Source organism: Novosphingobium olei (genome assembly GCF_012927405.1).
Lineage (GTDB): Bacteria > Pseudomonadota > Alphaproteobacteria > Sphingomonadales > Sphingomonadaceae > Novosphingobium > Novosphingobium olei.
The window spans coordinates 437,757-460,094 of record NZ_JABBGM010000001.1 but is presented as its reverse complement, the minus strand read 5'-3'; the positions used below and the strand labels follow the sequence as shown (position 1 = coordinate 460,094).

General features: G+C 65.3%; 24 protein-coding genes. 14 read left to right on the top strand and 10 right to left on the bottom strand.

Going from position 1 to position 22,338, the window contains the following annotated elements; genetic code table 11:
* Positions 1 to 77 precede the first annotated feature (77 nt).
* Positions 78 to 1,337, bottom strand: a complete 1,260-nt coding sequence (locus HHL27_RS02140) for a threonine ammonia-lyase (protein ID WP_169491712.1) — start codon at positions 1,335 to 1,337, stop codon at positions 78 to 80.
* 59 nt (positions 1,338 to 1,396) lie between these two features.
* The gene (locus tag HHL27_RS02135; protein ID WP_169491711.1) at positions 1,397 to 1,780 is read right to left on the bottom strand and encodes a VanZ family protein; all 384 of its coding nucleotides are present in this window, start codon (positions 1,778 to 1,780) and stop codon (positions 1,397 to 1,399) included.
* Positions 1,781 to 1,907: 127 nt separating this feature from the next.
* On the opposite strand from HHL27_RS02135, the gene nagZ reads away from it, so the two are divergent.
* Genes nagZ through tatC form a run of 6 tightly spaced genes read left to right on the top strand, consistent with a single transcriptional unit; the run spans position 1,908 to position 5,879 of the window.
* Positions 1,908 to 2,924, top strand: a complete 1,017-nt coding sequence (nagZ, locus tag HHL27_RS02130; protein WP_169492082.1) for a beta-N-acetylhexosaminidase — start codon at positions 1,908 to 1,910, stop codon at positions 2,922 to 2,924.
* The gene (locus HHL27_RS02125; RefSeq protein WP_169491710.1) at positions 2,924 to 3,748 is read left to right on the top strand and encodes a segregation and condensation protein A; all 825 of its coding nucleotides are present in this window, start codon (positions 2,924 to 2,926) and stop codon (positions 3,746 to 3,748) included. The genes nagZ and HHL27_RS02125 overlap by 1 nt, the downstream gene beginning before the upstream one ends.
* A complete protein-coding gene (gene scpB, locus HHL27_RS02120) occupies positions 3,745 to 4,350 on the top strand; it encodes an SMC-Scp complex subunit ScpB (RefSeq protein ID WP_169491709.1) in 606 nt (201 codons plus the stop codon). The genes HHL27_RS02125 and scpB overlap by 4 nt, the downstream gene beginning before the upstream one ends.
* 56 nt (positions 4,351 to 4,406) lie before the next feature.
* Positions 4,407 to 4,652 (top strand): Sec-independent protein translocase subunit TatA, encoded by a 246-nt coding sequence (locus HHL27_RS02115; RefSeq protein ID WP_169491708.1) that lies wholly within the window; start codon positions 4,407 to 4,409, stop codon positions 4,650 to 4,652.
* A gap of 25 nt (positions 4,653 to 4,677) precedes the next feature.
* On the top strand, positions 4,678 to 5,073 hold the full coding sequence (gene tatB / locus HHL27_RS02110) for a Sec-independent protein translocase protein TatB (protein WP_169491707.1): 396 nt from the start codon (positions 4,678 to 4,680) through the stop codon (positions 5,071 to 5,073).
* The gene (gene tatC / locus HHL27_RS02105; RefSeq protein ID WP_169491706.1) at positions 5,070 to 5,879 is read left to right on the top strand and encodes a twin-arginine translocase subunit TatC; all 810 of its coding nucleotides are present in this window, start codon (positions 5,070 to 5,072) and stop codon (positions 5,877 to 5,879) included. The genes tatB and tatC overlap by 4 nt, the downstream gene beginning before the upstream one ends.
* Before the next feature lie 234 nt (positions 5,880 to 6,113).
* On the opposite strand, the gene HHL27_RS02100 is transcribed toward tatC, so the two are convergent.
* Genes HHL27_RS02100 through HHL27_RS02080 form a run of 5 tightly spaced genes read right to left on the bottom strand, consistent with a single transcriptional unit; the run spans position 6,114 to position 12,037 of the window.
* Positions 6,114 to 7,835, bottom strand: coding sequence for an amidohydrolase (locus HHL27_RS02100; protein ID WP_169491705.1), 1,722 nt, complete (start codon positions 7,833 to 7,835; stop codon positions 6,114 to 6,116).
* Positions 7,836 to 7,883: 48 nt separating this feature from the next.
* Positions 7,884 to 8,780 carry an NAD(P)-dependent oxidoreductase gene (locus HHL27_RS02095; protein WP_169491704.1) on the bottom strand — a complete coding sequence of 299 codons (897 nt, stop codon included), beginning with the start codon at positions 8,778 to 8,780 and terminating at the stop codon, positions 7,884 to 7,886.
* 34 nt (positions 8,781 to 8,814) lie between these two features.
* Entirely contained in the window at positions 8,815 to 9,537 is a 723-nt protein-coding gene (locus HHL27_RS02090; RefSeq protein WP_169491703.1) for an SPOR domain-containing protein, read from the bottom strand.
* Between the two features lie 7 nt (positions 9,538 to 9,544).
* The gene (argS, locus tag HHL27_RS02085) at positions 9,545 to 11,311 is read right to left on the bottom strand and encodes an arginine--tRNA ligase (protein WP_169491702.1); all 1,767 of its coding nucleotides are present in this window, start codon (positions 11,309 to 11,311) and stop codon (positions 9,545 to 9,547) included.
* A gap of 45 nt (positions 11,312 to 11,356) precedes the next feature.
* Positions 11,357 to 12,037 carry a hypothetical protein gene (locus HHL27_RS02080; RefSeq protein WP_169491701.1) on the bottom strand — a complete coding sequence of 227 codons (681 nt, stop codon included), beginning with the start codon at positions 12,035 to 12,037 and terminating at the stop codon, positions 11,357 to 11,359.
* Between the two features lie 154 nt (positions 12,038 to 12,191).
* Between HHL27_RS02080 and ispH the strand changes: the two genes are divergently transcribed.
* Genes ispH through rnhA form a run of 3 tightly spaced genes read left to right on the top strand, consistent with a single transcriptional unit; the run spans position 12,192 to position 14,603 of the window.
* Positions 12,192 to 13,160, top strand: a complete 969-nt coding sequence (gene ispH, locus HHL27_RS02075; protein ID WP_169491700.1) for a 4-hydroxy-3-methylbut-2-enyl diphosphate reductase — start codon at positions 12,192 to 12,194, stop codon at positions 13,158 to 13,160.
* A 10-nt stretch (positions 13,161 to 13,170) separates the two neighbouring features.
* Positions 13,171 to 14,175 (top strand): homoserine kinase, encoded by a 1,005-nt coding sequence (gene thrB, locus HHL27_RS02070; RefSeq protein WP_169491699.1) that lies wholly within the window; start codon positions 13,171 to 13,173, stop codon positions 14,173 to 14,175.
* A complete protein-coding gene (rnhA, locus tag HHL27_RS02065; RefSeq protein WP_169491698.1) occupies positions 14,172 to 14,603 on the top strand; it encodes a ribonuclease HI in 432 nt (143 codons plus the stop codon). The genes thrB and rnhA overlap by 4 nt, the downstream gene beginning before the upstream one ends.
* A gap of 77 nt (positions 14,604 to 14,680) precedes the next feature.
* Here the strand turns inward: rnhA and HHL27_RS02060 are convergent, their stop codons facing one another.
* Genes HHL27_RS02060 through HHL27_RS02050 form a run of 3 tightly spaced genes read right to left on the bottom strand, consistent with a single transcriptional unit; the run spans position 14,681 to position 16,988 of the window.
* Positions 14,681 to 14,863, bottom strand: a complete 183-nt coding sequence (locus HHL27_RS02060) for a YegP family protein (RefSeq protein ID WP_169491697.1) — start codon at positions 14,861 to 14,863, stop codon at positions 14,681 to 14,683.
* A gap of 56 nt (positions 14,864 to 14,919) precedes the next feature.
* Complete coding sequence (locus HHL27_RS02055; RefSeq protein WP_169491696.1) at positions 14,920 to 16,017, bottom strand: NAD(P)/FAD-dependent oxidoreductase; 1,098 nt, start codon at positions 16,015 to 16,017, stop codon at positions 14,920 to 14,922.
* An 8-nt stretch (positions 16,018 to 16,025) separates the two neighbouring features.
* Positions 16,026 to 16,988, bottom strand: a complete 963-nt coding sequence (locus HHL27_RS02050) for an alpha/beta fold hydrolase (RefSeq protein WP_169491695.1) — start codon at positions 16,986 to 16,988, stop codon at positions 16,026 to 16,028.
* Positions 16,989 to 17,108: 120 nt separating this feature from the next.
* Between HHL27_RS02050 and HHL27_RS02045 the strand changes: the two genes are divergently transcribed.
* From HHL27_RS02045 to HHL27_RS02025, 5 genes are all read left to right on the top strand, one after another.
* Complete coding sequence (locus HHL27_RS02045; protein ID WP_169491694.1) at positions 17,109 to 17,600, top strand: A24 family peptidase; 492 nt, start codon at positions 17,109 to 17,111, stop codon at positions 17,598 to 17,600.
* Positions 17,601 to 17,675: 75 nt separating this feature from the next.
* Positions 17,676 to 18,713, top strand: coding sequence for a Flp pilus assembly protein CpaB (gene cpaB, locus HHL27_RS02040; RefSeq protein ID WP_169491693.1), 1,038 nt, complete (start codon positions 17,676 to 17,678; stop codon positions 18,711 to 18,713).
* A gap of 53 nt (positions 18,714 to 18,766) precedes the next feature.
* Entirely contained in the window at positions 18,767 to 20,383 is a 1,617-nt protein-coding gene (locus HHL27_RS02035; protein WP_169491692.1) for a type II and III secretion system protein family protein, read from the top strand.
* 14 nt (positions 20,384 to 20,397) lie between these two features.
* Positions 20,398 to 21,063: a CpaD family pilus assembly protein gene (locus HHL27_RS02030; RefSeq protein WP_169491691.1), complete on the top strand. Its 666-nt coding sequence runs from the start codon at positions 20,398 to 20,400 to the stop codon at positions 21,061 to 21,063.
* A gap of 3 nt (positions 21,064 to 21,066) precedes the next feature.
* A complete protein-coding gene (locus HHL27_RS02025; RefSeq protein WP_169491690.1) occupies positions 21,067 to 22,338 on the top strand; it encodes a P-loop NTPase family protein in 1,272 nt (423 codons plus the stop codon).

The following is a 22,338-nucleotide window of genomic DNA, read 5'->3' as shown; positions in this document are numbered from 1 at the left end:
CGAATTGCGGTGCAGTTTTGCCCCGCCCGTGACCTTTCCGTGCCGCTTCGACACGAGTAGGCGCAAGGAAAGCGCGGTCAGGCGAGCTCGACCTGGATGACGTCGTAGCCGCTGTCGCGCAGGGCGCCCACCAGCCCGTCAATCTGTTCGCGATCGCGCGCTTCGCATTCGATCTCGGCCGTAAGCCCCTTGGCCGGAAGCGACGTGAAGATGCGATTGTGCCAGACTTCCAGGATGTTGACCTGATGGCGGTTGAATTCCTCGACCACCTTGAACAGCGCACCCGGCCGATCCTGCAGCGTCAGCCGCAGCCGTGCGAGGCGGCCGGAGCGGGCAAGATCGCGCAGCAGCACGTTGGCAAGGAGGCGAGTGTCGATGTTGCCACCGCACAGCACCAGCCCGACCTTGCGACCGGCGAAGCGCTTCTTGTGAGTCATCAGCGCGGCTAGCCCGGCGGCACCGGCGCCTTCGACCACGGTCTTTTCGATCTGCAGCAGCATCGCGACGGCGCTTTCCAGCGCCGGTTCACCGACCAGCACGATGTCGTCGACAAGCCGACCGATCGTGGCAGCGGTGAACACGCCCGGTTCCTTGACAGCGATGCCTTCAGCCAGGGTGTCGCCGCCGCAGGGCAGATCGAGGTGCTTGAGCTTGGCGTACATCGACGGGAACAGCGAGGCCTGCACCCCGACCAGCCCGATCGAAGGCTTGATACCGCGCGCGGCGGTCGCCATGCCGGAAAGGAGCCCGCCGCCCCCGATCGGCACGACCAGCGTCTCGATCTCCGGCGCATCCTCGAGCATTTCGAGCGCGACGGTGCCTTGCCCTGCCGCCACCCTGGGATCATCGAACGGGTGGACGAAGGTCAACCCGAGTTCGGCTTCGAGGGTGCGGGCGTGAGCATAGGCTTCATCGAAGGTTTCGCCCTCGAGCACGACGTTGCCACCGACAGCTTCGGTCTGCATCACCTTCACCATTGGCGTGGTGCGCGGCATCACGATGGTGACGGGCACACCAAGCCGGGTGCCGTGATAGCTGAGCCCTTGCGCATGATTGCCGGCCGAAGCGGCAATGACGCCCTTGGCGCGTTGTTCGGCGGAAAGCTGAAGCAGCGCGTTCAGCGCGCCGCGTTCCTTGTAAGCCGCGGTGAACTGCAGGTTTTCGAACTTGAGCCAGATTTCGGCGCCGGTGATCGCACTCAGCGTCTTGGAATGGAGCGTCGGCGTGCGCACGACCTGCCCCGAAATTCGCTCCGCCGCCGCGCGCACGTCGGCAAGCGACAGCACGGGCGCATCGGCGCCGGGCTGCTGGGCGGTCTGGAGAGCGAGGTTTTCCATAGGCGCCGCCCTAGTCGAAAGCGTTCGTGATGAAAACCCGCGGATTGCCGCGGACGTGCTCAGTCCTGCTTGAGCGGGCGCACCGGCCGAAAGAGGTTCATGACCCCGACGACGACGATAATCGCAAAGGTATCTGCGACCCAGTCGCGAATGTCGCAATCGCGGTGCAAGGCGGGGATCGACTGGACCACTTCGATCAAGGCCCCCAGGAACGAAAGCCGCTCAATGATGCGGAAGCGCGGCGTGTGGCGAAACGCGAGGACCGCCAGGAAGGACAATGTCGCGAAGGCGACGATGTGCTCCACCTTGTCGCCGTACCGGTCGAGCGGGACGCGCGGCGGCTTGGGCAAGACAGCCATGACCACCGCGAACGAGGCGGCGAGCCAGAAGGCCCCAAGTTCGGCAAGGTCGATGAGCCGACGAATCCGGTTGCGCTGCAGCATGGCCCGCCGATTGCCGCAGCGCGTGCAGGCGGGCAAGCGAAACAACGCCGCGCCTGTGCACCCCGTTTCCCCAGCCTTTGACTTGGCAGCACTTGCAAAGCGGCGGAAATTGGCCGATTCCTTGACCATGTTACCGGCGATCTTCGGCCTTTCGGGCCCGGTCCTTACCGCTGACGAGCGCGCGTTCTTCCGCGATGCCGATCCGGCGGGCTACATCCTGTTCGGCCGCAACGTCGAAAGCCGTGCCCAGTTGCGCGCGCTGACCGACGATTTGCGTGCGCTGCATGGACGCGAGCGCACGTTCATCTGCATCGACCAGGAAGGCGGGCGCGTCGCGCGTATGAAGCCGCCGGTCTGGCAACCCTACCCGCCCGGAGAACGCTTCGACCGGCTGTGGGACACGGCACCGGCGAGCGCCATCGAGGCGATGCGGGCCAATGCGCAGGCTCTCGGCCTCGATCTTGCTGAAGCGGGCATCAACGTCGATTGCCTGCCGCTGCTCGACGTGCGCGAGCCGGGCGCACACGATGTCATCGGCGACCGTGCGCTGGGTGCGGAGCCGTTGCGCGTCGCCGCGTTGGGCCGCGCTGCCCTGGACGGGCTGGCCCGCGCGGGAGTGATGGGGGTGGTCAAGCACATGCCCGGGCACGGGCGCGCCATGGCCGACAGCCACAAGGAGCTGCCCACCGTCACCGCTTCGGCCGAGGAGCTGGAACGTGATCTTCAGCCGTTCCGCACGCTGAAGGATGCAGCGATCGGCATGACCGGGCACATCCGCTTCACGGCGTGGGACGCCGAGAACCCGGCAACGCAATCGCGCTTCGTGATCGAGGAGATCATCCGCAAGTCGATCGGCTTTGCCGGGCTGCTGCTCACCGACGACCTCGACATGCAGGCGTTGGGCGGCACGGTGCCCGAACGCGCTGCCAAGGCTCAGGCGGCGGGCTGCGACATCGCGCTCAACTGCTGGGCAAAGATGGACGACATGGTCGGTATCGCCAATTTGCTGACGCCGATGAGCGATGCAACTGCGGCAAGGCTCGAGCGGGCGTTGGCTCCCACCACCGCGTTCGATGCGCCGGCCGACATGGCGCGCCAGGCGGCGCTGGCCGACAAGCGCGACGCGCTGCTCGCGCTTGCCTGATGGAAGATGCATCGTCCCCGCCGACGCTGTTTGACGGCGACGAAGCGTGGGATGGGCTGCCTGCAAATGCCGCCACGCGCGACGACGACGCACTGCATCTCGAACTCGACAACTGGGAGGGGCCGCTCGACCTGCTGCTCGATCTGGCGCGGCGGCAGAAGGTGGACCTGAGGACGATATCGATCCTCGATCTGGTCGACCAATACCTTGCCTATATCGACGAAGCCGAAGCGCTGCGGCTGGAGCTTGCCGCGGACTATCTGGTGATGGCGGCCTGGCTCGCCTACCTCAAGTCGCTGCTGCTGCTGCCGCGCGATCCCGAGATGCAGCCGAGCCCCGAGGAACTGGCGCTGCGGCTGCAACTGCGCCTGCAGCGGCTTGGCGCGATGCGCGAAGCGGGGGCTCGGTTGATGGCCCGCGACCGGCTGGGACGTGACGTGTTCCTGCGCGGCGCGCCCGAGGGGCTGCGCGTCGATCGCCGCAACCGCTGGCAAGCCGACTTGTTCGCCGTGATCCAGGCCTACGGCACCGTGAAGGCCCGCACCGCGCCGGTCGTGCACATGGTCAGAGAGCGGGCGGTGATGACGCTGGAATCCGCACTGGCCCGGGTTGCCGCGTTGCTCGGCACCACGATCGACTGGCAGGACCTGCGCAGTTTCCTGCCACCGCGCGGCGAGCCCGGATGGGACGATCCGGCCCTGCGCCGTTCCGCGCTCGCCTCGAGCTTCGTGGCCGCGCTCGAGCTCGCCAAGCAGGGAAAGGCCGAAATTGCGCAGGACGAAACGTTCGGACCGCTGCGGCTGAGACCGGCGGCGGCTGCGTGAGCGATCCCGACGATCTGATCCGCGCGGTCGAGGCAACGCTGTTTGCCAGCGAACGCGCTTTGAGTCCGGAGGAAATCTCCCGACACCTGGGTGGTGCCATGGTGCGCAATGCACTGGCGGAATTGCAGCGGCACTACACCGGGCGCGGGGTCGAACTGGTGGAGCGCGGCGGACGCTGGCACTTCCAGACCGCCGGCGATCTTGCCCACCTGCTCCGGCGCGAAAAGGAAGAAGTCCGCCGCTTGTCCCGCGCGGCAACCGAGGCGTTGGCGATCATTGCCTATCACGAACCTGTCAGCCGCGCGGAAATCGAGGCAATCCGCGGCGTTCAGACGGCCAAGGGCACGCTCGACGTATTGATGGAAGCGGGCTGGGTCAGGGTTGCCGGAAGGCGCGAGGTGCCGGGCCGCCCGACGATCTATGCGACCACGCCCGATTTTCTGGCGCACTTTGGCCTGTCCAGCCGGCGCGACCTGCCCGGAATAGACGAATTGCGCGCAGCGGGCCTGCTCGATCCCGTCGAGGATGCCTATGCGCTATTGACGGGGGGCGAGGACGGCGACAGGGGGCCGGAGTCCGAAAAGGAAGACGAATCTTCCTGAGCATTGCTAGCAAGTCGGACGCCGATGTCCTATCTGGGGGGCGAAGGAGAATAGTAATGGGTGGCCTTTCCCTACCGCACCTGATCATCCTTGCGCTGGTGGTCCTGATCCTGTTCGGCCGTGGCCGGATTTCCGAAATGATGGGCGATTTCGGCAAGGGCATCAAAAGCTTCAAGCAGGGCATGAACGAAGAGACCGACCGCCCGGTGACGCCGCCGCCGGCCCAGCTCTCTCAAGTTGCGCCGCCGCCTGCGCCACAACCGGTGCCGACCGATCACCAGAACAACACCCCGTCTGCCTGACCTTCAGCGGCGTCTGGCCTGACCCATGTTCGACGTAGCGCCTTCGGAGCTGCTGCTGGTTGTCATCGTGGCGATCGTCGTGATCGGCCCGAAGGACCTGCCGATGGCGCTTCGCACGGCTGGCCGCTGGATCGGTCGCATCCGCCGCGTGTCCAATCACTTCCGCTCCGGCATCGAGACGATGATCCGCGAAGCCGAGCTCGAGGAAATGGAGCGCAAGTGGAAGGAGCAGAACGCGGCGATCATGGCCGCGCATCCGCAGGGAGATCCTGCTGCGGGGCAGACGATCGAGGCGGCGCAGGATCAGAACGCGCCGGTGGACCCGTCGATCGCGGCGCATGCACCAACCGAAGCGCTTGCCGCACCGGTCACTGAGCACGGGGCAGCGCACGCGCCGGCCAAGGCGCCCGAAACGCCATGATCCCCATTCGCGACATAGACGAAACACAGGCACCGCTGCTCGACCACCTGATCGAACTGCGCGCCCGGCTGCTGCGGTGCGTCTACGCACTCGCGATCGCGTCGGCGGTAAGCTATTATTTCGTCGATCAGATCCTGGCGATTCTGGTCCATCCGCTGTCCACCGCCTTCCCCGATGGCCATGGCAAGCTGATTTACACAAAGCTTTATTCGGCGTTCTTCGTAAACCTGAAGGTCGCGCTTTTTGCCGGCTTCCTGTTCAGCTTTCCGGTGGTGGCCAACCAGCTGTGGGCGTTCGTGGCGCCGGGGCTCTACGCGCGCGAAAAGAAGGCGTTCCTGCCGTTCCTGATCGCGACGCCGGTGCTGTTCACGATGGGGGCCAGCCTTGCCTACTTCATCGTCATGCCGACCGCGTTCAAGTGGTTCGTCGGCTTTCAGGGCGACAAGGGCGGGCTGCAGCTGGAAGCGCTGCCGGGGATCGAGGAATACCTCAATCTGGTGATGCAGTTCATCCTCGCCTTCGGGGTCAGCTTCCTGCTGCCGGTGCTGCTGATGCTGCTCAATCGCGCCGGAATTATCACGCGGGCCCAGCTGGTCGCCGCGCGGCGCTATGTCATCGTGGGCATCACCGCGCTGGCAGCCGTGATCACGCCGCCGGACGTTGTCAGCCAGCTGATGCTGGCGGTGCCCTTGCTGGTCCTGTTCGAAGGCACTTTGGTGGTCATGCGCTTCGTCGAGAGGAAGGATGCCGAAGCGAAGGCGGCGGAAGACGCTGCTGCGAGCACCCTGCCGACCACGCTTCCCTGAAGCGCCCCAGCCCTCTCAGAAAACTGGGGCGGAAAGCCTTCGCTTCCCGCCCCGTATGTCGGGGGTCATTGGCATTTGATCCGGCTCGGCCCCAAGCGGGACTTGGGAGGGGGATCGATCCCCGCCCGGTGCCGTGCCGGACGCGACAAGGTAAAAGGTGTACGCCTGGGAGTCCCTGTCGCAACGCAGCTTCCGGGAACCGCAGTGCCCCTTCCGCCTTCCGCGTCGGGGCCCTCAACGGCCCTTCGAAGGTTTGGTTTCCGACGACGTAATGCCTTTTGCATCCGGGTCGGCCGCATCCCAGACCTTGCCCCCGCCGACCCAGGTTTCCAGCACCTTGGTCTTGCGGATTTCTGCCGGTGACGCCGACATGGGATCGGTGTCGACGAAAATGAAATCCGCACGCAACCCGGGCGCCAGCCTACCGAAGCGGCTTTCGGCAAAGCCCGCGTAGGCCGCCTGGCTGGTATATCCCGCCAGCGCCGTCGCGCGATCGACCTTCTCCTGCGGCTGCCAGCCGCCGGGCGGAAGGCCGTTTTCGTCTTCGCGGCTGATGGCCGCGGCTAGGCCGGCCCACGGGTCCGGCTTTTCAACCGGAGCGTCCGATCCGAACGCGAGCGTGGCGCCGGTGCCCTTCAACGACTTCCACGCATAGGCGCCCCTGAGTCGGTCCGGCCCGAGACGCGCTTCGGCCATGACGCGATCCGACGTCTGGTGAACCGGCTGCATCGACGCCACGATCCCGCCGTTTGCGGCAATGCGCCCCATCCTCGGCCAGTCGGCCGGATCGATGACCTGGGCATGTTCGATGCGCCAGCGGCGATCGCCCTTGTAGGTCTGCGACAGGTCATCGATGGCGCCGAGCAGCGTGCCATTGCCGGCATCGCCGATGGCGTGAACGGCGACCTGGAAGTTGTCCATCGCGGCGCGGCTCATCAGGTTGCCGAGCTGGGTCTGGTTAAGCTGCGGCAATCCGCGGGTATCAGGCTTGTCGGCATAAGGCGCCTTGAGCCACGCCCCGCGCGAGCCGAGCGCCCCGTCCATGTACAGCTTGACCCCGTTCAGGCGCAAGCGATCCGCGTAGAGCCAGGGCGACGGCCCCGGGCCGCCGATCAGCTTCATCGCATCGACGCCCATCGCATAGGACATGATGCGGACGTACAGCTTGTTGGCATCGCCCGCGCGGCGGAAGGTCTGCCAGTCTTCGATGGTCGAGCCCATGTCGGCGACGGCGGTGAGCCCGTAGCGGATGAAGATGCGCTGCGCTGTGGCGAGGGCGAGATCGCGGTCGCGCGCGCTGGGGGGCGGAACAGCCTTGGCAACGAGGTCCTGCGCCGCATCAACCAGCACGCCCGCCGGTTTGCCGCTGGCATCCTTGTCGATGCTGCCCCCGGCAGGCGCCTGGCTGGAAGAGGTCACCCCGGCCGCCTTCAACGCGGCGGTATTGGCCCAGCCCGCATGGCCATCCACGCGTTCGAGCCAGACCGGACGATCCGGCACGATCATGTCGAGTTCGGCCGCCGTGGGAAAACGCCCGAGCTTCCACTTTTCCTGGTTCCAACCGCGCCCGATGATCCACGCGCGATCGGGATGTTCGGCAGCGAACGCGCTGATCTTGTTCAGCGCATCGGCCAGCGACGTGGTCTCCGACAAATCGAGCGTGAGTGCGGCAAAGCCGGTGCTGAGCACGTGCAGGTGCGCATCGATCAGGCCGGGCAGCAGGATGCGTCCCTTGCCGTCGATGTGAAAGCGCACGCCCTTCTTCGAAGGCTTCTGGCCGGGCGCGTAAACCGCCTTGATCGTGCCCGCATCGTCGAGAACCATCGCGCCGACCTGCGCGACGGTGCCGTCTGCGCCGACAGTGTATCCCTTGAAATTGTCGACAAGGACATCGGCATGCGCCGGCGTTGCGAATGCGCCGGCAAGAAGCGTGGTGAGCAGGAACCTTGAAGTCATTGACAAGCCTTCATGAGTGAGGCCTGCGACGCTAACCGATGGCGATGATCAGGCCGAGCCTTTTTTCGGCAGCCGGCGAATGAGCGCACTGGTATCTTCCCGGCCGCCGCCCATCGCCTGAACATCGGCGTAGAACTGGTCGATCAGCGCGGTGGTCGGCACGCTGGCGCCCAGGTTGCGCGCTTCCTCGATGGCAAGGCCCAAGTCCTTGCGCATCCAGTCGATGGCGAAGCCGAAATCGAATTCGCCCTTGGCCATCGTGTGGAAGCGGTTGTCCATCTGCCAGGATTGGGCAGCCCCGCCGGAGATGGCCTCGAACACCTTGTCGAGATCGAGCCGGGCTGCCTGGGCAAAGCGGATCGCCTCGGACAGGCCCGCGAGAGCGCCGGCGATGCACATCTGGTTGGCCATCTTGGCGGTCTGCCCCGCCCCGGACTTGCCGACGTGGACCACGCGCTTGGCATAGGCGGAAAGAACGGGACGCGCCGCCTCGATCGCCTTTTCACTGCCGCCACACATGATGGCGAGCGTTCCGGCCTCCGCGCCCGACTGGCCGCCGGTGACCGGGGCATCGACGCAAAGAAGTTCCTTGTCACGCCCTTCCACCGCGATCTGGCGGGCGATGCGCGCCGATACTGTCGTATGGTCGATGAACAGCGCACCGCGACGGGCGCCGGCGAAAACCCCGGTGGGGCTCAGGACTACATCGGCAAGATCGTCGTCGTTGCCCACGCAGGTGATAACCGCATCGGCGCCTTCTGCCGCTTCTGCAGGCGTCGCCGCGACGCTGGCGGCAAGGCCGGGATTTGCCGCTTGCCAAGCCTCGATCCGCGCCGGCGAGCGATTGAAGATGGTCAGTCGGTGCCCGGCCTTGCCAAGGTGACGCGCCATCGCTCCACCCATCACGCCCAGGCCGATCATCGATACATTCAACGGCTCGCTCATTTCGCAATCCTGCTGGAAGTCGCGCGCCGTCCAGTCAGCGCTTGACCTGGCACTTCAGGCCACCTGACTGCAGCGCATTGCACAGGGCGTTGGCGCTGGCAACGTCAGCCGAGACGGCTTGCAGGCGATAGACCGTGCCGATGTCCGCGCGCCCTTCGACGACGCGATGCGACAGGCCCTTGAGCTGCTCATGCACGCTCGAAAGCTTGCTCCATGCAGCCTCTGCCGCAGCGTTGTTCGAAAACGCACCGATCTGGACGCCCACGCCCGTCCCTGCCGGCGCCGGTGCGGCAGTCGCCGCGGCCGACGCGGTGGCGCTGGGCTTGGGCGCAGGCGGAGGAGTGCTCGCGCTGCCCGCGATCACGGCGGGAGGCTTGCCCCCTTCGCTGACGGTAAAGCTGGAATCGCCCGTGCCCTGGAAAGTCTTGCCACCCGGATCCTTGGGCGCAACCTTGTAGGGCTCGCGGCTTGCCTCGATCAGGCTGCCATCGGCAGGCGCGCTGCTCGTGCTTGCGCGGTGAGACAGCCAGTAGATTCCGCCGACCAGCGCAGCGAGCAGGACCAGCGCAAAACCTGCAAAGGCGAAAAGGCGACCGTTGCCGCTGTCGACCGGATCGTCGAGATCGACGTCGTCAGCGCTTTCGAGCCACGGCAGGCGCTGTTCGTCGCCCAGTGCGAGGCGCTCTGCAGCCGTCCGTTCCGCTTCGCTCTTGTCGTGATCGTCCCAACCGGACGTGACGCCCTCGCCCCCACTCATGCCTGCCTCACAATTCCTCGGCCGCCGCTACCCCGAGCAGGGCGAGCCCGTTACGCACAACCTGCCCGATTTGGTTGGCAAGGAAAAGCCGGGCTGCGGTCAGCGCGGCATCCTGTGCCACGATGAACCGCTTTTCGGGGCGATCATTGCCCACGTTCCAGTAGGCGTGGAACGCGGCGGCAAGATCGTGGAGGAAAAAGGCCACGCGATGCGGTTCGCGCGCGGCCGCCGCACCTTCGACGACGCGCGGGAATTGTGCGGCCAGCTTGATCAGCCCGAGCTCTTCTTCGCCCAGCAGTGCAAGGTTTTCGCCGGCTGGTGCAAACCCTTCGGCCGATGCCTTGCGCAGCGTAGAGCAGATGCGGGCGTGGCAATACTGCACGTAGAAGACGGGGTTGTCCTTCGAAGCTTCGACCACCTTGTCGAAATCGAAGTCCATCTGCGCGTCGGGCTTGCGGGTCAGCATGGTGAAACGCACCACGTCCTTGCCCACCATCTCGACCACGTCGGCAAGCGTGACGAAGTTGCCGGCACGCTTCGACATCTTGAACGGCTGCCCACCCTTGAGCAGGGCGACCATCTGCACGAGCTTGATCTCGAACGGCTTCGGCTGCTGACCTTCGGCGCTGGTGAGAGCCGCTACCGCAGCCTTGATCCGCTTGACCGTACCTGCATGGTCGGCGCCCCAGATATCGACCAGAGCATCGGCGTTCTGCGCCTTCTGAAAGTGGTAGGCGAGGTCGGCGCCGAAGTAGGTCCAGGCGCCGTTCGACTTCTTGATCGGACGATCCTGGTCGTCACCAAACTTCGTCGAGCGGAACAGCGGCAGTTCGACAGGCTCCCAGTCTTCGGGCGTCTTGCCCTTGGGTGCTTCGAGAATGCCATCATAGACCAGATCGTGCGCGCGCAGCCACGCTTCGGCGGCATCGACCTTGCCCGAAGCCTGCAGTTCGGCCTCGGAACTGAACAGGTCATGGTGGATGCCGAGCAGCGCGAGGTCCGCACGGATCATGTCGAGCATCGCGGAAACCGCCTTCGCGCGGAACAGCAGCAGCCATTCGCTCTCGGGCGCAGTGGCATAGCGATCGCCGAACTCGGCCGCGAGCGCCTGGCCCACGGGAACGAGATAGTCGCCAGGGTAAAGCCCTTCAGGGATAGCGCCAACGTCTTCGCCCAGCGCCTCGCGATAGCGGACGTGGGCCGAGCGGGCGAGCACGTCGACCTGCGCGCCGGCGTCGTTGACGTAGTATTCCTTGATGACCTTGTGACCGGCAAATTCAAGCAAGGCCGCCAAAGCATCGCCGACCACCGCGCCACGACAGTGGCCCATGTGCATCGGCCCGGTGGGATTGGCTGAAACGTATTCGACGTTCACCGTCGTACCGCCGCCGACCGCCGAACGACCATAATCGCCCTTGGCCCGCGCAATCAGCGCAAGCTCGGCAAGCCAGGCATCGACGGCCAGACGCACGTTGATGAACCCGGGGCCCGCGATCTCTGCCGAAGCGATGCGCGGATCCTTAACCAGTTCCTCCACCAGCGCAGCGGCAAGCGCGCGCGGATTGGTGCCGGCAGGCTTGGCGAGCACCATCGCCGCGTTCGTCGCCATGTCGCCATGGCTCGCATCGCGCGGCGGTTCGCACGTCACTGCGCCGCGCGGAAGGCCCGCTCGAAGCATACCAGCGGCGGTCAGCGCATCCAGCGCGGCATCGATCACGTTCGCGACCTGGGCGAACACGGGCTGGGTCTGGTCGGGCGTCGTCTGATCAATCATGGCAGGCCCGTTAGCGGACCTTGCACGAAAGCGCTACCGGCTGGGTTAGCGGGTAGCGTTGTAGGCGAGTTGATCGTTGGTCAGCTGGAAACCGACGAGCAGTTCGAAGCTCGCCTTGGCAAGCGCCGCCTTAACATCGGGCTGAGCGAGAGGGTCGGTCGCCGCGTCAGCGTCTCCGGGCTTGCGCTTCTTGTTGAGGCGATCGCGCACTTCGCGCGGAAGGGTTGCCTCGGCACGGTCCACAGACGAGCTGGCACTGCCGCGAGCGCTCGCACGCTCCTGACCGTCGGCAAAGTCGATACCGATCGTCCCAACGCGCTTGGCCAGAACCTGCGTACCACCGCGCATCACCACGCTGAAATAGGGGATGTCGACATGGCGCGCACCGCGCGTGTCGGTCCGGCGAGCGACGACGTCGAAGGTGGCGTTCGACGTCAGCTTCGCGCCATTGGTCGCATCGTCGCACGTGCTGCGAAGGTTGGTGATCGACGCCACCACATCGATCGCCCCCGAATCAGTCCGTCCGGGCGCATTGAACAGCGTGATGTCACCGGTCATTTCCGGGATCGCGACAACCGGGCACGGGCTGCGCAGCGCGGTCACGCCAATGCTGTCGTCGACGACCAGCTCGCCCTTGTTCTTGGCACAGCCAGCCAGCGCCAGGACGCCAAGGGAGACGCCAAGGACGGCGCCGAACGTGGCGGGGCGGCGGGTGCTGAAGATCATTGAGGCAAGTTCCTGTCAATCGGGCGATCGGCTTTGGGCCACCTCTAGCCAGCCCGACCCGCTTCGGCAATGGCGCAACCGGACGCGGCCGGTTCGCGACAAGGCGAGGCGGACGGGCTACCGTCGAAGCGCTACCGCTGCTAAGGGGGCGGCGATGAACGCCACCTTTCCAGACGAGACTGCCGCGAAGGCTCCCCTGCAGCTTCTGATCGCCGCCCCGCGAGGGTTTTGCGCCGGGGTCGATCGGGCCATCGAGATCGTCGAGCGCGCCATCGAGCGGTATGGCGCTCCGGTCTATGTCCGGCACGAAATCGTGCACAACAAGTTCGTCGTGGACAGCCTGAAGGCGAAGGGCGCGATCTTCGTCGAGGAACTGGAGCAGGTACCGGACGGCGTGCCGGTGGTATTTTCGGCCCACGGCGTACCCAAGGTCGTGCCAGCAGAGGCGACCGCGCGCGGGCTCGACTGGCTCGACGCAACCTGCCCGCTGGTGAGCAAGGTGCACCGTCAGGCAGAGCGCAAGGTAGAAGCAGGCAAGCACATCCTGTTTATCGGCCACAAGGGGCATCCCGAAGTGATCGGTACGATGGGCCAGGTGCCTGAGGGCGCGATGACGCTGGTTGAGACGGTCGACGACGTCGAAAATCTGAACTTCGCGGACGACGCCCACCTCGCCTTCCTGACCCAGACGACGCTGTCGGTCGATGACACCGCCGCGATCGTCGATGCGCTCAAGGCGCGCTTTCCGCAGATCGTCGGCCCGCGCGCCGAAGACATCTGCTATGCAACGTCAAACCGCCAGGCAGCCGTCAAGGCGATCGCCTCGCGCTGTCAGCTGGTGCTGGTGATCGGAGCGCCCAACAGTTCCAACTCCGTGCGGCTGGTCGAAGTGGCAGAACGCGAAGGGGCGCGGTCGCGATTGATCCAGCGCGCCGCGGAAATCCAGCCCGAATGGCTGGATGGTGTCGAGACGCTGGGTCTGACGGCAGGCGCTTCGGCGCCCGAGTTGCTGGTGCGAGAGGTCGTCGAACGACTGCGCGATTGGCGCTCGGTGTCCGAGGAAACCATCGTGAGTGCAGAGGAGCACATGGTGTTCAAGCTGCCGCGCCAGCTCGTCGGCTGAAGTCGTCACCGTGGCAGTCTATACGCATCTCGGCGCCGAAGACATGGCGGCGCTGATCGCCGAATTCGATGTCGGTACTCTGGTTTCGGCCAAGGGCATCGCCGAGGGCGTGTCGAACAGCAACTGGCTGATCGAAACCACGGGGCAGGATGGCCGTGGCGCCCGCTTCATCCTTACGATGTACGAATTCCGCATCGATATCGGTGAATTACCCTATTTCCTGTCGCTGCTCGACCACCTTGCCGCGCAGGGTTGTCCAGTGCCGCGCACGATCCATTCGCGCGATGGAAGGCTTTACCTCGAACGCCCCAACGCGGCGGGGGAACTGAAAGCGCTCGCACTGATCGAGTATTTGCCGGGGGTTTCGGTTTCGGAACCCACTGCCGCGCAGGCGCGCGCCGTGGGTCAATCACTGGCGCAGATGCACGAGGCGGCGGCCTCCTTTCGGGGCGTGCGCGCGAATGGCATGGGCGTTGCCGAATGGCGGCGGCTCGCTGACGCCTGTGGCGTCGATGGCCTTGCCGAGATCTCTCCCGAGCTTGCCCGCATAGTTGCCGAAAACCTGCCGCGGCTTGAACACGACTGGCCGGCTGGGCTGCCGGCGTCGGTCATCCATGCCGACCTTTTTCCCGACAATGTGCTGATGCTCGGCAGCACGGTCACCGGCCTGATCGACTTCTACTTCGCCTGCAACGACACGACCGCCTATGACGTGGCCGTGACCCACGCCGCGTGGTGCTTCGATGCAAGCGGCACCAGCTTCCGGCCCGACCTGTCGCAAGCGCTGCTCGAAGGCTACCGCGACCGTCGTCCACTTTCCGCGGCCGAGCTGGCGGCGCTGCCCCGGCTCGCGCAGGGCGCCGCAATGCGTTTTGCCATGAGCCGTGCCTATGACTGGCTCAACACCCCAGCCGATGCGCTGGTGACCAAGAAGGACCCAATGGCCTTCGCGCGCCGTCTGGAATTCTATCGGGATCATCCCGAGGTGTTTGGACCGGAAGTGTTCGCCGCATGAAGCATGTCGAAATCTTCACCGACGGCGCGTGCAAGGGCAATCCCGGCAAGGGTGGCTGGGGCGCGCTGTTGCGCATGGGCGAACACGAACGGGAAATGGCCGGCTCCGAACGCGAGACGACCAACAACCGGATGGAACTGATGGGGGCGATCAAGGCGCTCGAGGCGCTGAAGCAGCCTTGCAAGGTCACCCTTCATACCGACAGCAAGTACGTGCTCGACGGGATAACCAAGTGGGTTTTCGGCTGGCAGAAGAAAGGCTGGAAGACCGCCGACAACAAGCCGGTGAAGAACGAGGACCTGTGGCGGGCGCTCGTCGCAGCGGCGAGGCCGCACCAGATCGAATGGGTGTGGGTAAAAGGCCACGATGGCCACCCCGAAAACGAACGGGTCGACAAGCTGGCCAGCGACGCCGCGATCGCAGCGTAACAGGTGGGCGCCGCCGAAGCCGCGCCCACCCGATGTCACATTCTTATAACGAGCTGTCGGAGTGATGCCGCAGCGGATCAGGCGGCAGTGGTATCGACCACTTCTGCGCTCGGCCCGTTCTTCAGAATGGATTCGATCGCATTCTTCGCGCTGGCCTTGCTCGCATAACCCTCCGTCCAGAAGATCGTCTCGGCATTGTGACAGAAATAGGCCACGAATTCACCGGCCTTGTTCTTCCTGATCTCGAAACGATGTGCCATGGCTACCCTCCTGTGTCGGCGTCAGGCAGCGAAACTAGCACCATGTCGCGCGGTTTTCACCGAAGGAAACGATCCGGATCGTAGGTCTTCGCGTTGATGCGTTCGGTCAGCGCATCCGCCCCAAGCCCCAGCAAAAGCTGCGCACCCAGGCGGGCCGCGGCCGGTGCCGTCTGGATACCGAACCCGCCCTGGCCAGCGAACCAGAAGAAGCCCGCAGCTTGTGAATCGAAACCGTAAACGGGCAGGCGATCGGGCGCAAAGCTGCGCAAGCCAGCCCAGCGACGCTCCAGCGCATCGACCTTCCAGTCGACGACCTGCTCCATGCGATCGATCGCGACGGCAACGTCGAGCTCCTCCGGCGCGGCGTCACGCGCAATATCGGGCGTTTCGTCGTGGGGAGAGAGCCAGAGGCGGTCGCCCTGCGGCTTGAAGTAGAAGTCCTCGTTGATCCCAAGGGTCAAGGGCAGGTCTGCCGGCGGGACCGGTGACGTCCGCAACTGGACGACGGTGCGCCGCAGCGGGCGGATACCGATTGGACGAGCGCCGGCAAGCTCGGCCAGGCCGTCTGCCCACGCGCCGGCAGCGTTAACCACCAAGCTCGCTCGCGCCTCGCCATCGCGCCACCGCAAGCGCCAGTCGCCAGCGACCCGTTCCAGGTGCTCCACGCGTGCACGGACTCGCAAGACAGTGCCGGTCCGGTTCGCCATGGCGAGATAGTGCTGGTGCAGGCCGGCAACGTCGATGTCGGCGCAATCGGGCTCCCACGCAGCACACGTCCAGTCTTGGCGCAGGCCGGGCACGCGATCCGCGAGCGCCGCACGGCCAAGCAACTCCACGGTGACGCCGTGCTTCGCGAACGTATCGACGAAACCTTCGACCTTTGCCCGGTCGACCTCTCGCCCGATGTTGAGCGCCCCACGCGGGCTGAGATAACCTCCATCGCGCAAAAAGCGCCCCGAAGCCTCGGTAAGAGGTAGAACGCCGGGGCCGCCGTAGGCTTCTTCCCAGAACGCTGCGGATCGTCCTGTGGTATGGTAGCCCGGCGTATCCTCCGCCTCGACCAGCAGGACGCGCGCATGGGGCGCGCATTCCGCCGCCAGGCTGGCGCCGGCCATGCCAGCACCGATGATCGCCACGTCGAAAACTTCGTCCATACCTGCGATCACCCCTGCGGCGGGGGCGCGCTCCGGTCAAGGAAGTCGTCGATGATCTTGAGCACACGGTCGCGCACGGGATCGACCTCGCGCAGCAGTTCGTGCCGTGCTTCCGTTCCCCAGACATGCAGTTCGGCATGCGGAAGCCGGGACGAGGCCCGCTCAATCGCCTTGCAGGCCACAAGCCTGTCGTGCCGGGCAGCCAGAAGCAGGACAGGTGCGGTCACGGCTTCCAACAGCCCCGGTTGATTCAGCACTGCAACCGACTGCGCGGCACGCTCGACCCAGCCCCAGGTTGCCGGACCCATCGCAAGTTCGGGACGGGCCTGCTTCCACCAGAGCTCGTCGGCATAGCGCTCGACATCGTGCGTAAGCAGTGCGGCTCGCGTCGCAAGCTTCTCACCCGGCTTCTCGCTCGTTTTCCAGGCCAGGCGCGATGGATCGCCAATGTGGCACATCAGGCGAGCGACAGCGTGCTGGACGAACCTGGGAATCGGGGTGACGAATCCGAGCATCGGTGCGCTGAGCACCACCGCGGCCGGATCGACCATCCGTTCCGCCAAAGCGCGCAGCACGAGATGACCGCCCATCGAATGTCCGACCAGGACGTGGGGTCCGGGGGCCGTGGCAGTCCATTCGCCCCACAACGCGGCGAGATCGTCGATCCAGATCGAGAAGTCGGTCACGTGCCCGGCCATCGGGTTCGGCGAGAAGCGGCCGGAGCCCGCCTGGCCGCGCCAGTCGGCGGCGGTTACGTGCCAACCCTGATCGGCCCAGTAAGCCAGTGTTTCCAGATATTTTTCATAAAAGTCAGCGCGTCCGGGAAGGAACAGCAGCGAGCCCCTTACACCATCAGGGTGGCTTGCCGGCATGGGCCAGTCGATGCGGCGAATCGGATGCCCATCGCGCGCCGCCCACGTCGTTTCGTGTGCGGCCGAAGGGATGCCGCGCCGGTCGAAAGCCATCGTCATGCCCTTGCTCCGCACCTTCACCTGCTGCCCAATTGCCACGAAGGAGGCGCATTATGCGCCGTTTTCTGCGGCCGATCTTGGTTACCGTTTGGTAAGTGATTGTCCGGTATGACTACGGTCATGCAGGAAACCACCCTCGTCTACGCACTGGTCGCAGCGCTGGCAATCGCGCTCCTGACTGCGGCCTTCACCGACCTGAAGCGGCGCCAGATCGACAACTGGCTCAACGCGGCGATCGCGTTGGCGGCGCCACTTTACTGGTGGGCGCAGGGACTGTCGCTGTGGCCAGACGTTGCCATGCAGATCGGCGTGGCGGTTGCCGCTTTTATCGTTCTGGCAGGACTGTTCGCGATCAAGGCCATGGGGGGCGGCGACGTGAAGCTGCTGACCGCGCTCGCGCTCTGGCTGCCGGCGCAATTGTTTCTGAAGATGCTGCTGGTGATGTCCATCGCCGGCGGCGTTCTGACCATCGTGCTGGGCATGTGGTACATCACCCGTCGCCAGCGCGACAAGATCAAGATTCCTTACGGCGTGGCCATTGCCGGCGCCGGACTGTGGGCGCTGAGCCCCCAGCTGACCGCCGCCTTCCGCGCTGCGGGTTTCCAACAATAAATATTAACCATTTTGGTCGATTGATGCCGGCCAATCGAATTCGTTCGACACCATTCAACAGGGCGAGATCGTAGCATGGACAAGAAGAAGCTTTTGCTGCTGGTGGGGGCGCTGATCGTTGCGATCGGCACGGCCTTCGCCGCCAGGAGCCTGTTTTCCGGCGCGACCACGCCGCAAGCAGAGGCCGCAGCAAAGGTGCCCGAAGGCCCCAAGGTGCTGGTAGCCCAGCGCGCCCTGCCGGTCGGCACGATCATCACCGCGGACTCGATCGGCTATCAGCCCTGGCCCAAGGACATGGTTCAGGACGCCTACTTCGTCGAGGGCGAGGCGGACATGAGCAAGATGCTCGGAACCGTCGTCCGTCATCCGATCACGGCGGGCGAACCCATCACGCAAGGGTCGCTTGTTGCGCCTGGCGACCGCGGCTTCCTTGCCGCCGCTCTCGGGCCGGGCATGCGCGCCGTGACCATTCCGGTCAGCGCCCGCACCGGTGTTGCCGGCTTCGTCTTCCCGGGCGATCATATCGACCTGGTCCTGACCCAAACGGTCAAGGGGGGCGACGATGCCATGGCGCTGAAGGCGGCGGAAACGATCCTGCGCAACCTGCGCGTCCTTGCGACCGACCAGTCTACCGACCAGGAAACCGTCGACGGCAAGACCCAGGTTCGCCAGTTCAGCACCGTCACGCTCGAAGTGACGCCCAAGATCGCCGAGGAAATCGCCGTCGCGCAGACCATCGGTACGATCAGCCTTTCGCTCCGCTCGCTGGCCGACACGTCGACCGAGCTCGACCAGGCGATTGCCTCGGGCGCCGTGAAGCTGCCCGCCGGTGCGACCAAGGAGCAGGAAGAAGCGCTGCTCAAGACCGCTCTCAACAAGCCGCGTGAAGGTGGCACGACCTTCGTCACCGGTGGAGACGTCTCCCGCTTCCAGCGCAAGGCTTCGGGTCGCTCGGATTTCGACTCCATGCAGCGCCCCACCCCGGTTGCCGCGCCTGCCTCGCCCATGCCTCAGATGGCGCCGCCTGCCGGTGGTGTGATGATGGCTCGCGGCCCGATCGTCCGCGTGACCCGCGGCAAGGAAGTCGAAACGGTCTCGGTGGGGAGCAAGTGATGCGCCGCCGGATCGACACGAACAATCGCCGCACGGTTGTGAAAGGCAAGACGATGAAGTCCCCTACCCTGTCCATGCTGCTGGGCGCCACGATGATGGCTGGCATGCTTGCCACCCCGGTGCTCGAAGCGGCGCACGCCCAGAGCGTTACCGCTCCGGCCCGATCGCTGGCGCTGTCCATCGGTCGCGGTGAGCTGGTGACGCTGCCGGGCAAGATGGCCGATGTGTTCGTCGCCAACGACGCCATCGCCGATGTCCAGGTGAAGGCATCCAACCAGCTTTATGTCTTCGGCAAGGCCGGCGGCGAGACGACTGTCTATGCCAGCAACTCGGCTGGCGCGGTGATCTGGTCGGCCAACGTGCGGGTGGGTACCAATCTCGACAGCATCGACCAGATGCTTCACCTCGCCATGCCCGAAGCGCGCATCGCCACCTCGACGATGAACAACACCGTCCTGCTGACGGGCACTGTTGGCGCGCCGGAAGACGCTGCGGAAGCCGAACGGCTCGTGAAGGCCTTCGTCGGCGAAAAGACCAACGTGATCAGCCGCCTAAAGATGGCCACGCCACTGCAGGTCAGCCTTCACGTCAAGTTTGCCGAAGTGAGCCGTACCCTCGTCCGCAATCTCGGCATGAACTGGACGAGCATCGACAGCTCCAGCGGCTTCAAGTTCGGCATCGGACAGGGCCGCTCGGGCTGGGCGTCGACGGTGACCAACGATCCCAACCTGCCGCTTGGCGTCGGCAATTCGGTGACGGGCTACACCACCGACCCGACTGCAGTGACCGCGAACAATCCTCTCGGTCTTGTCCAGAAGTCGGGCACCGCCGTCAGCGCGCTGACCGGAGCAACGACGCTCGTCGGGCAGGGCAAGCTTTTCGGCCTCGACCTGCTGGGCGCGCTCGATGCGGGTGAGACCATCGGGCTGGTGACCACGTTGTCGGAACCCAACCTCACCGCGCTTTCGGGCGAAACCGCCGACTTCCTTGCAGGCGGCGAATATCCCATTCCGATCAGCCAGGGCCTTGGCGCCACCTCGGTGGAATACAAGAAGTACGGCGTCAGCCTGTCCTACACCCCGACCGTGCTTGCAGACGGACGCATTTCCATTCGCGTCCGCCCGGAAGTGTCAGAACTCTCGTCCGACGGTGCCGTGACGCTCAACGGGTATTCGATCCCGGCGCTCACCATCCGGCGCGCCGAGACGACGATCGAACTGGGATCGGGCCAGAGCTTCATGATTGCCGGCCTGATGCGCAACGGCAATCAGAACAGCATCACCAAGCTGCCCGGTGCCGGCGACCTGCCGATTCTAGGCTCGCTGTTCCGCTCGACCGCGTTCAAGAAGGGCGAGACCGAACTGGTGATCGTGGTGACGCCATATCTGGTGCACCCGGTCGATGCCAACGACATCAAGCTTCCGACCGACGGCTTCCGTGCGGCCGATGCCGTGAGCCAGCTCCTCGGCAACATGGAGAACAACGGGGTGACCGGTGGCGACCGCCACAAGCCGAGCGAAAAGCCCGGATCGGTCCAGCCTGCCCCGAAGGTCGGCGCGCTCGATCGCCCGGCCGAGGTTGCCCCAGCCGATGATCGCCAGACCGGCGCGGCGCCGCGTTCCAAGGACAAGAAGTCCGCAGCTGCCGCCCCCGGCTTCAACCTGAAGTGAGAAGGAAACCCGAGATGTCCACCATCAAGCCTTCCAGCTTCCGCACATTCGCGAGCCTTGCCGCGGTTTCGCTCGCTCTCGCCCTTGGCGGATGCGCCGGAATGCCGACCAATGCCGCGCTCGACAGCGTCCACCAGCCGGTGGTGCAGCGTGACAGCTACACCATCGATCTCGCGACCGATGCCGGTCAGGGTGTCTCCCCTGCCGAGCAGCGCCGCCTGGCGGGCTGGTTCGAGACCATGGACCTTGCCTACGGAGACAAGGTCGCCATCGACGATCCCAACGAATCGCCCGATGTGCGAAACGCAATCGAGAACGTGGCGGGCCGCTTCGGCATCACTCTTGCCCCGACAGCACCGGTAACCCAGGGCGAACTGTACCCCGGCACCGTGCGCGTGGTCGTCACGCGCACCATAGCCTCGGTGCCCGGCTGCCCCGACTGGTCGGCCAAGTCGGATGCCAACATTGGTAACGCCACCTCCAAGAACTACGGGTGCGCCATCAACGGCAACCTCGCCGCCATGGTCGCCAACAAGGAGGACCTTGTCCACGGCGCCCGGACCCGCGGCGAGACGGTGGTGATGAGCTCGAGCAAGGCGATCGAAAGCTATCGCTCGATGGAGCCGACGGGGAAGTCCGGGCTCAAGGAAACGTCCACTAAGTCCGGCGGGGGTAACTGATCGATGAGCAGCACCTGGAAAAACGGCAATCGCGATACCTTTGCCGCGTTCATGTGCGACGATGCAGCGCTCGACGTGCTGCGTCCCGTCGCCGTCGACATGGGCTGGCAGCCCGAAAAGTGCGCCAAGGGTGGTCTGCGCAACGCGGTGCAGTCGCTGTCGATCAGCGCGAGCCCTGCTATCCTGATGGTGGACCTGTCGGAAAGCGGCGATCCGCTGAACGACATCAACGCGCTGGCTGAAGTTTGCGAGCCCGGTACCGTCGTGATCGCGGTGGGCCAGGTCAACGACGTCCGTCTCTACCGCGATCTCATCGCCTCGGGCATTCAGGATTATCTGCTGAAGCCGCTGTCGCCGGGACAGGTGCGCGATGCACTGGTCCAGGCGCAGGCGATCTTCGCTGCGCCCAAGAGCCATGATGCAGCCACTGCCAAGCGCCACATCTCGACCGCGATAGTCGGAACGCGTGGCGGAGTTGGCGCCTCGACTCTGGCGACCTCGATCGCCTGGCTGTTCAGCGCCGATCACAAGCTTCCGACCGCGCTGCTCGATCTCGACGTCCATTTCGGCACCGGCGCGCTGACGCTCGATCTCGAGCCCGGTCGCGGCCTGACCGACGCGATCGACAACCCCAGCCGCATCGATGGCCTGTTCATCGAACGGGCGATGATCCGTGCGAACGACAATCTGGCGATCCTTTCGGCCGAAGCCCCCATCAGCGCCCCGCTGATGACCGATGGCAGCGCGTTCGTGCAGCTTGAGGAAGAGTTCCGCCATGCCTTCGAGATGACGGTCATCGACCTGCCGCGGAACATGCTGATAAACTTCCCGCACCTGCTCGCCGATGTGAACGTGGTCGTCGTGGCTACCGAACTGACGCTTGCCGGCGCGCGCGACGCGATCCGCGTGCTGTCGTGGCTCAAGACCAATGCCGCCCACGCGCAGACGGTGGTGGTCGCCAACAAGGTGCACGCCGGCGTCGGAGAGATCAGCAGGGCAGACTTCGAAGGCTCGATCGAACGCAAGATCAACATCGTCGTGCCTTACGACGTCAAGGCGGCGGCCAACGCCGCCAAGCTTGGTCAGACCTTCGTTGCCGCCAACCGCGGGACGAAGGCGGGTATCGCAGTGCGCGAACTCGGCGATGCGATCATGGCGCTGCAGGACGAAAAGGGCGAAGCGGAAAAGCCGGCCCGCAAGGCTGCTGGCGGTTCGCTCCTCGGCTTGATCGATTTCAAGAAGATGCTCGGCTCCAAGGCCAAGGCCTCGGCCTGA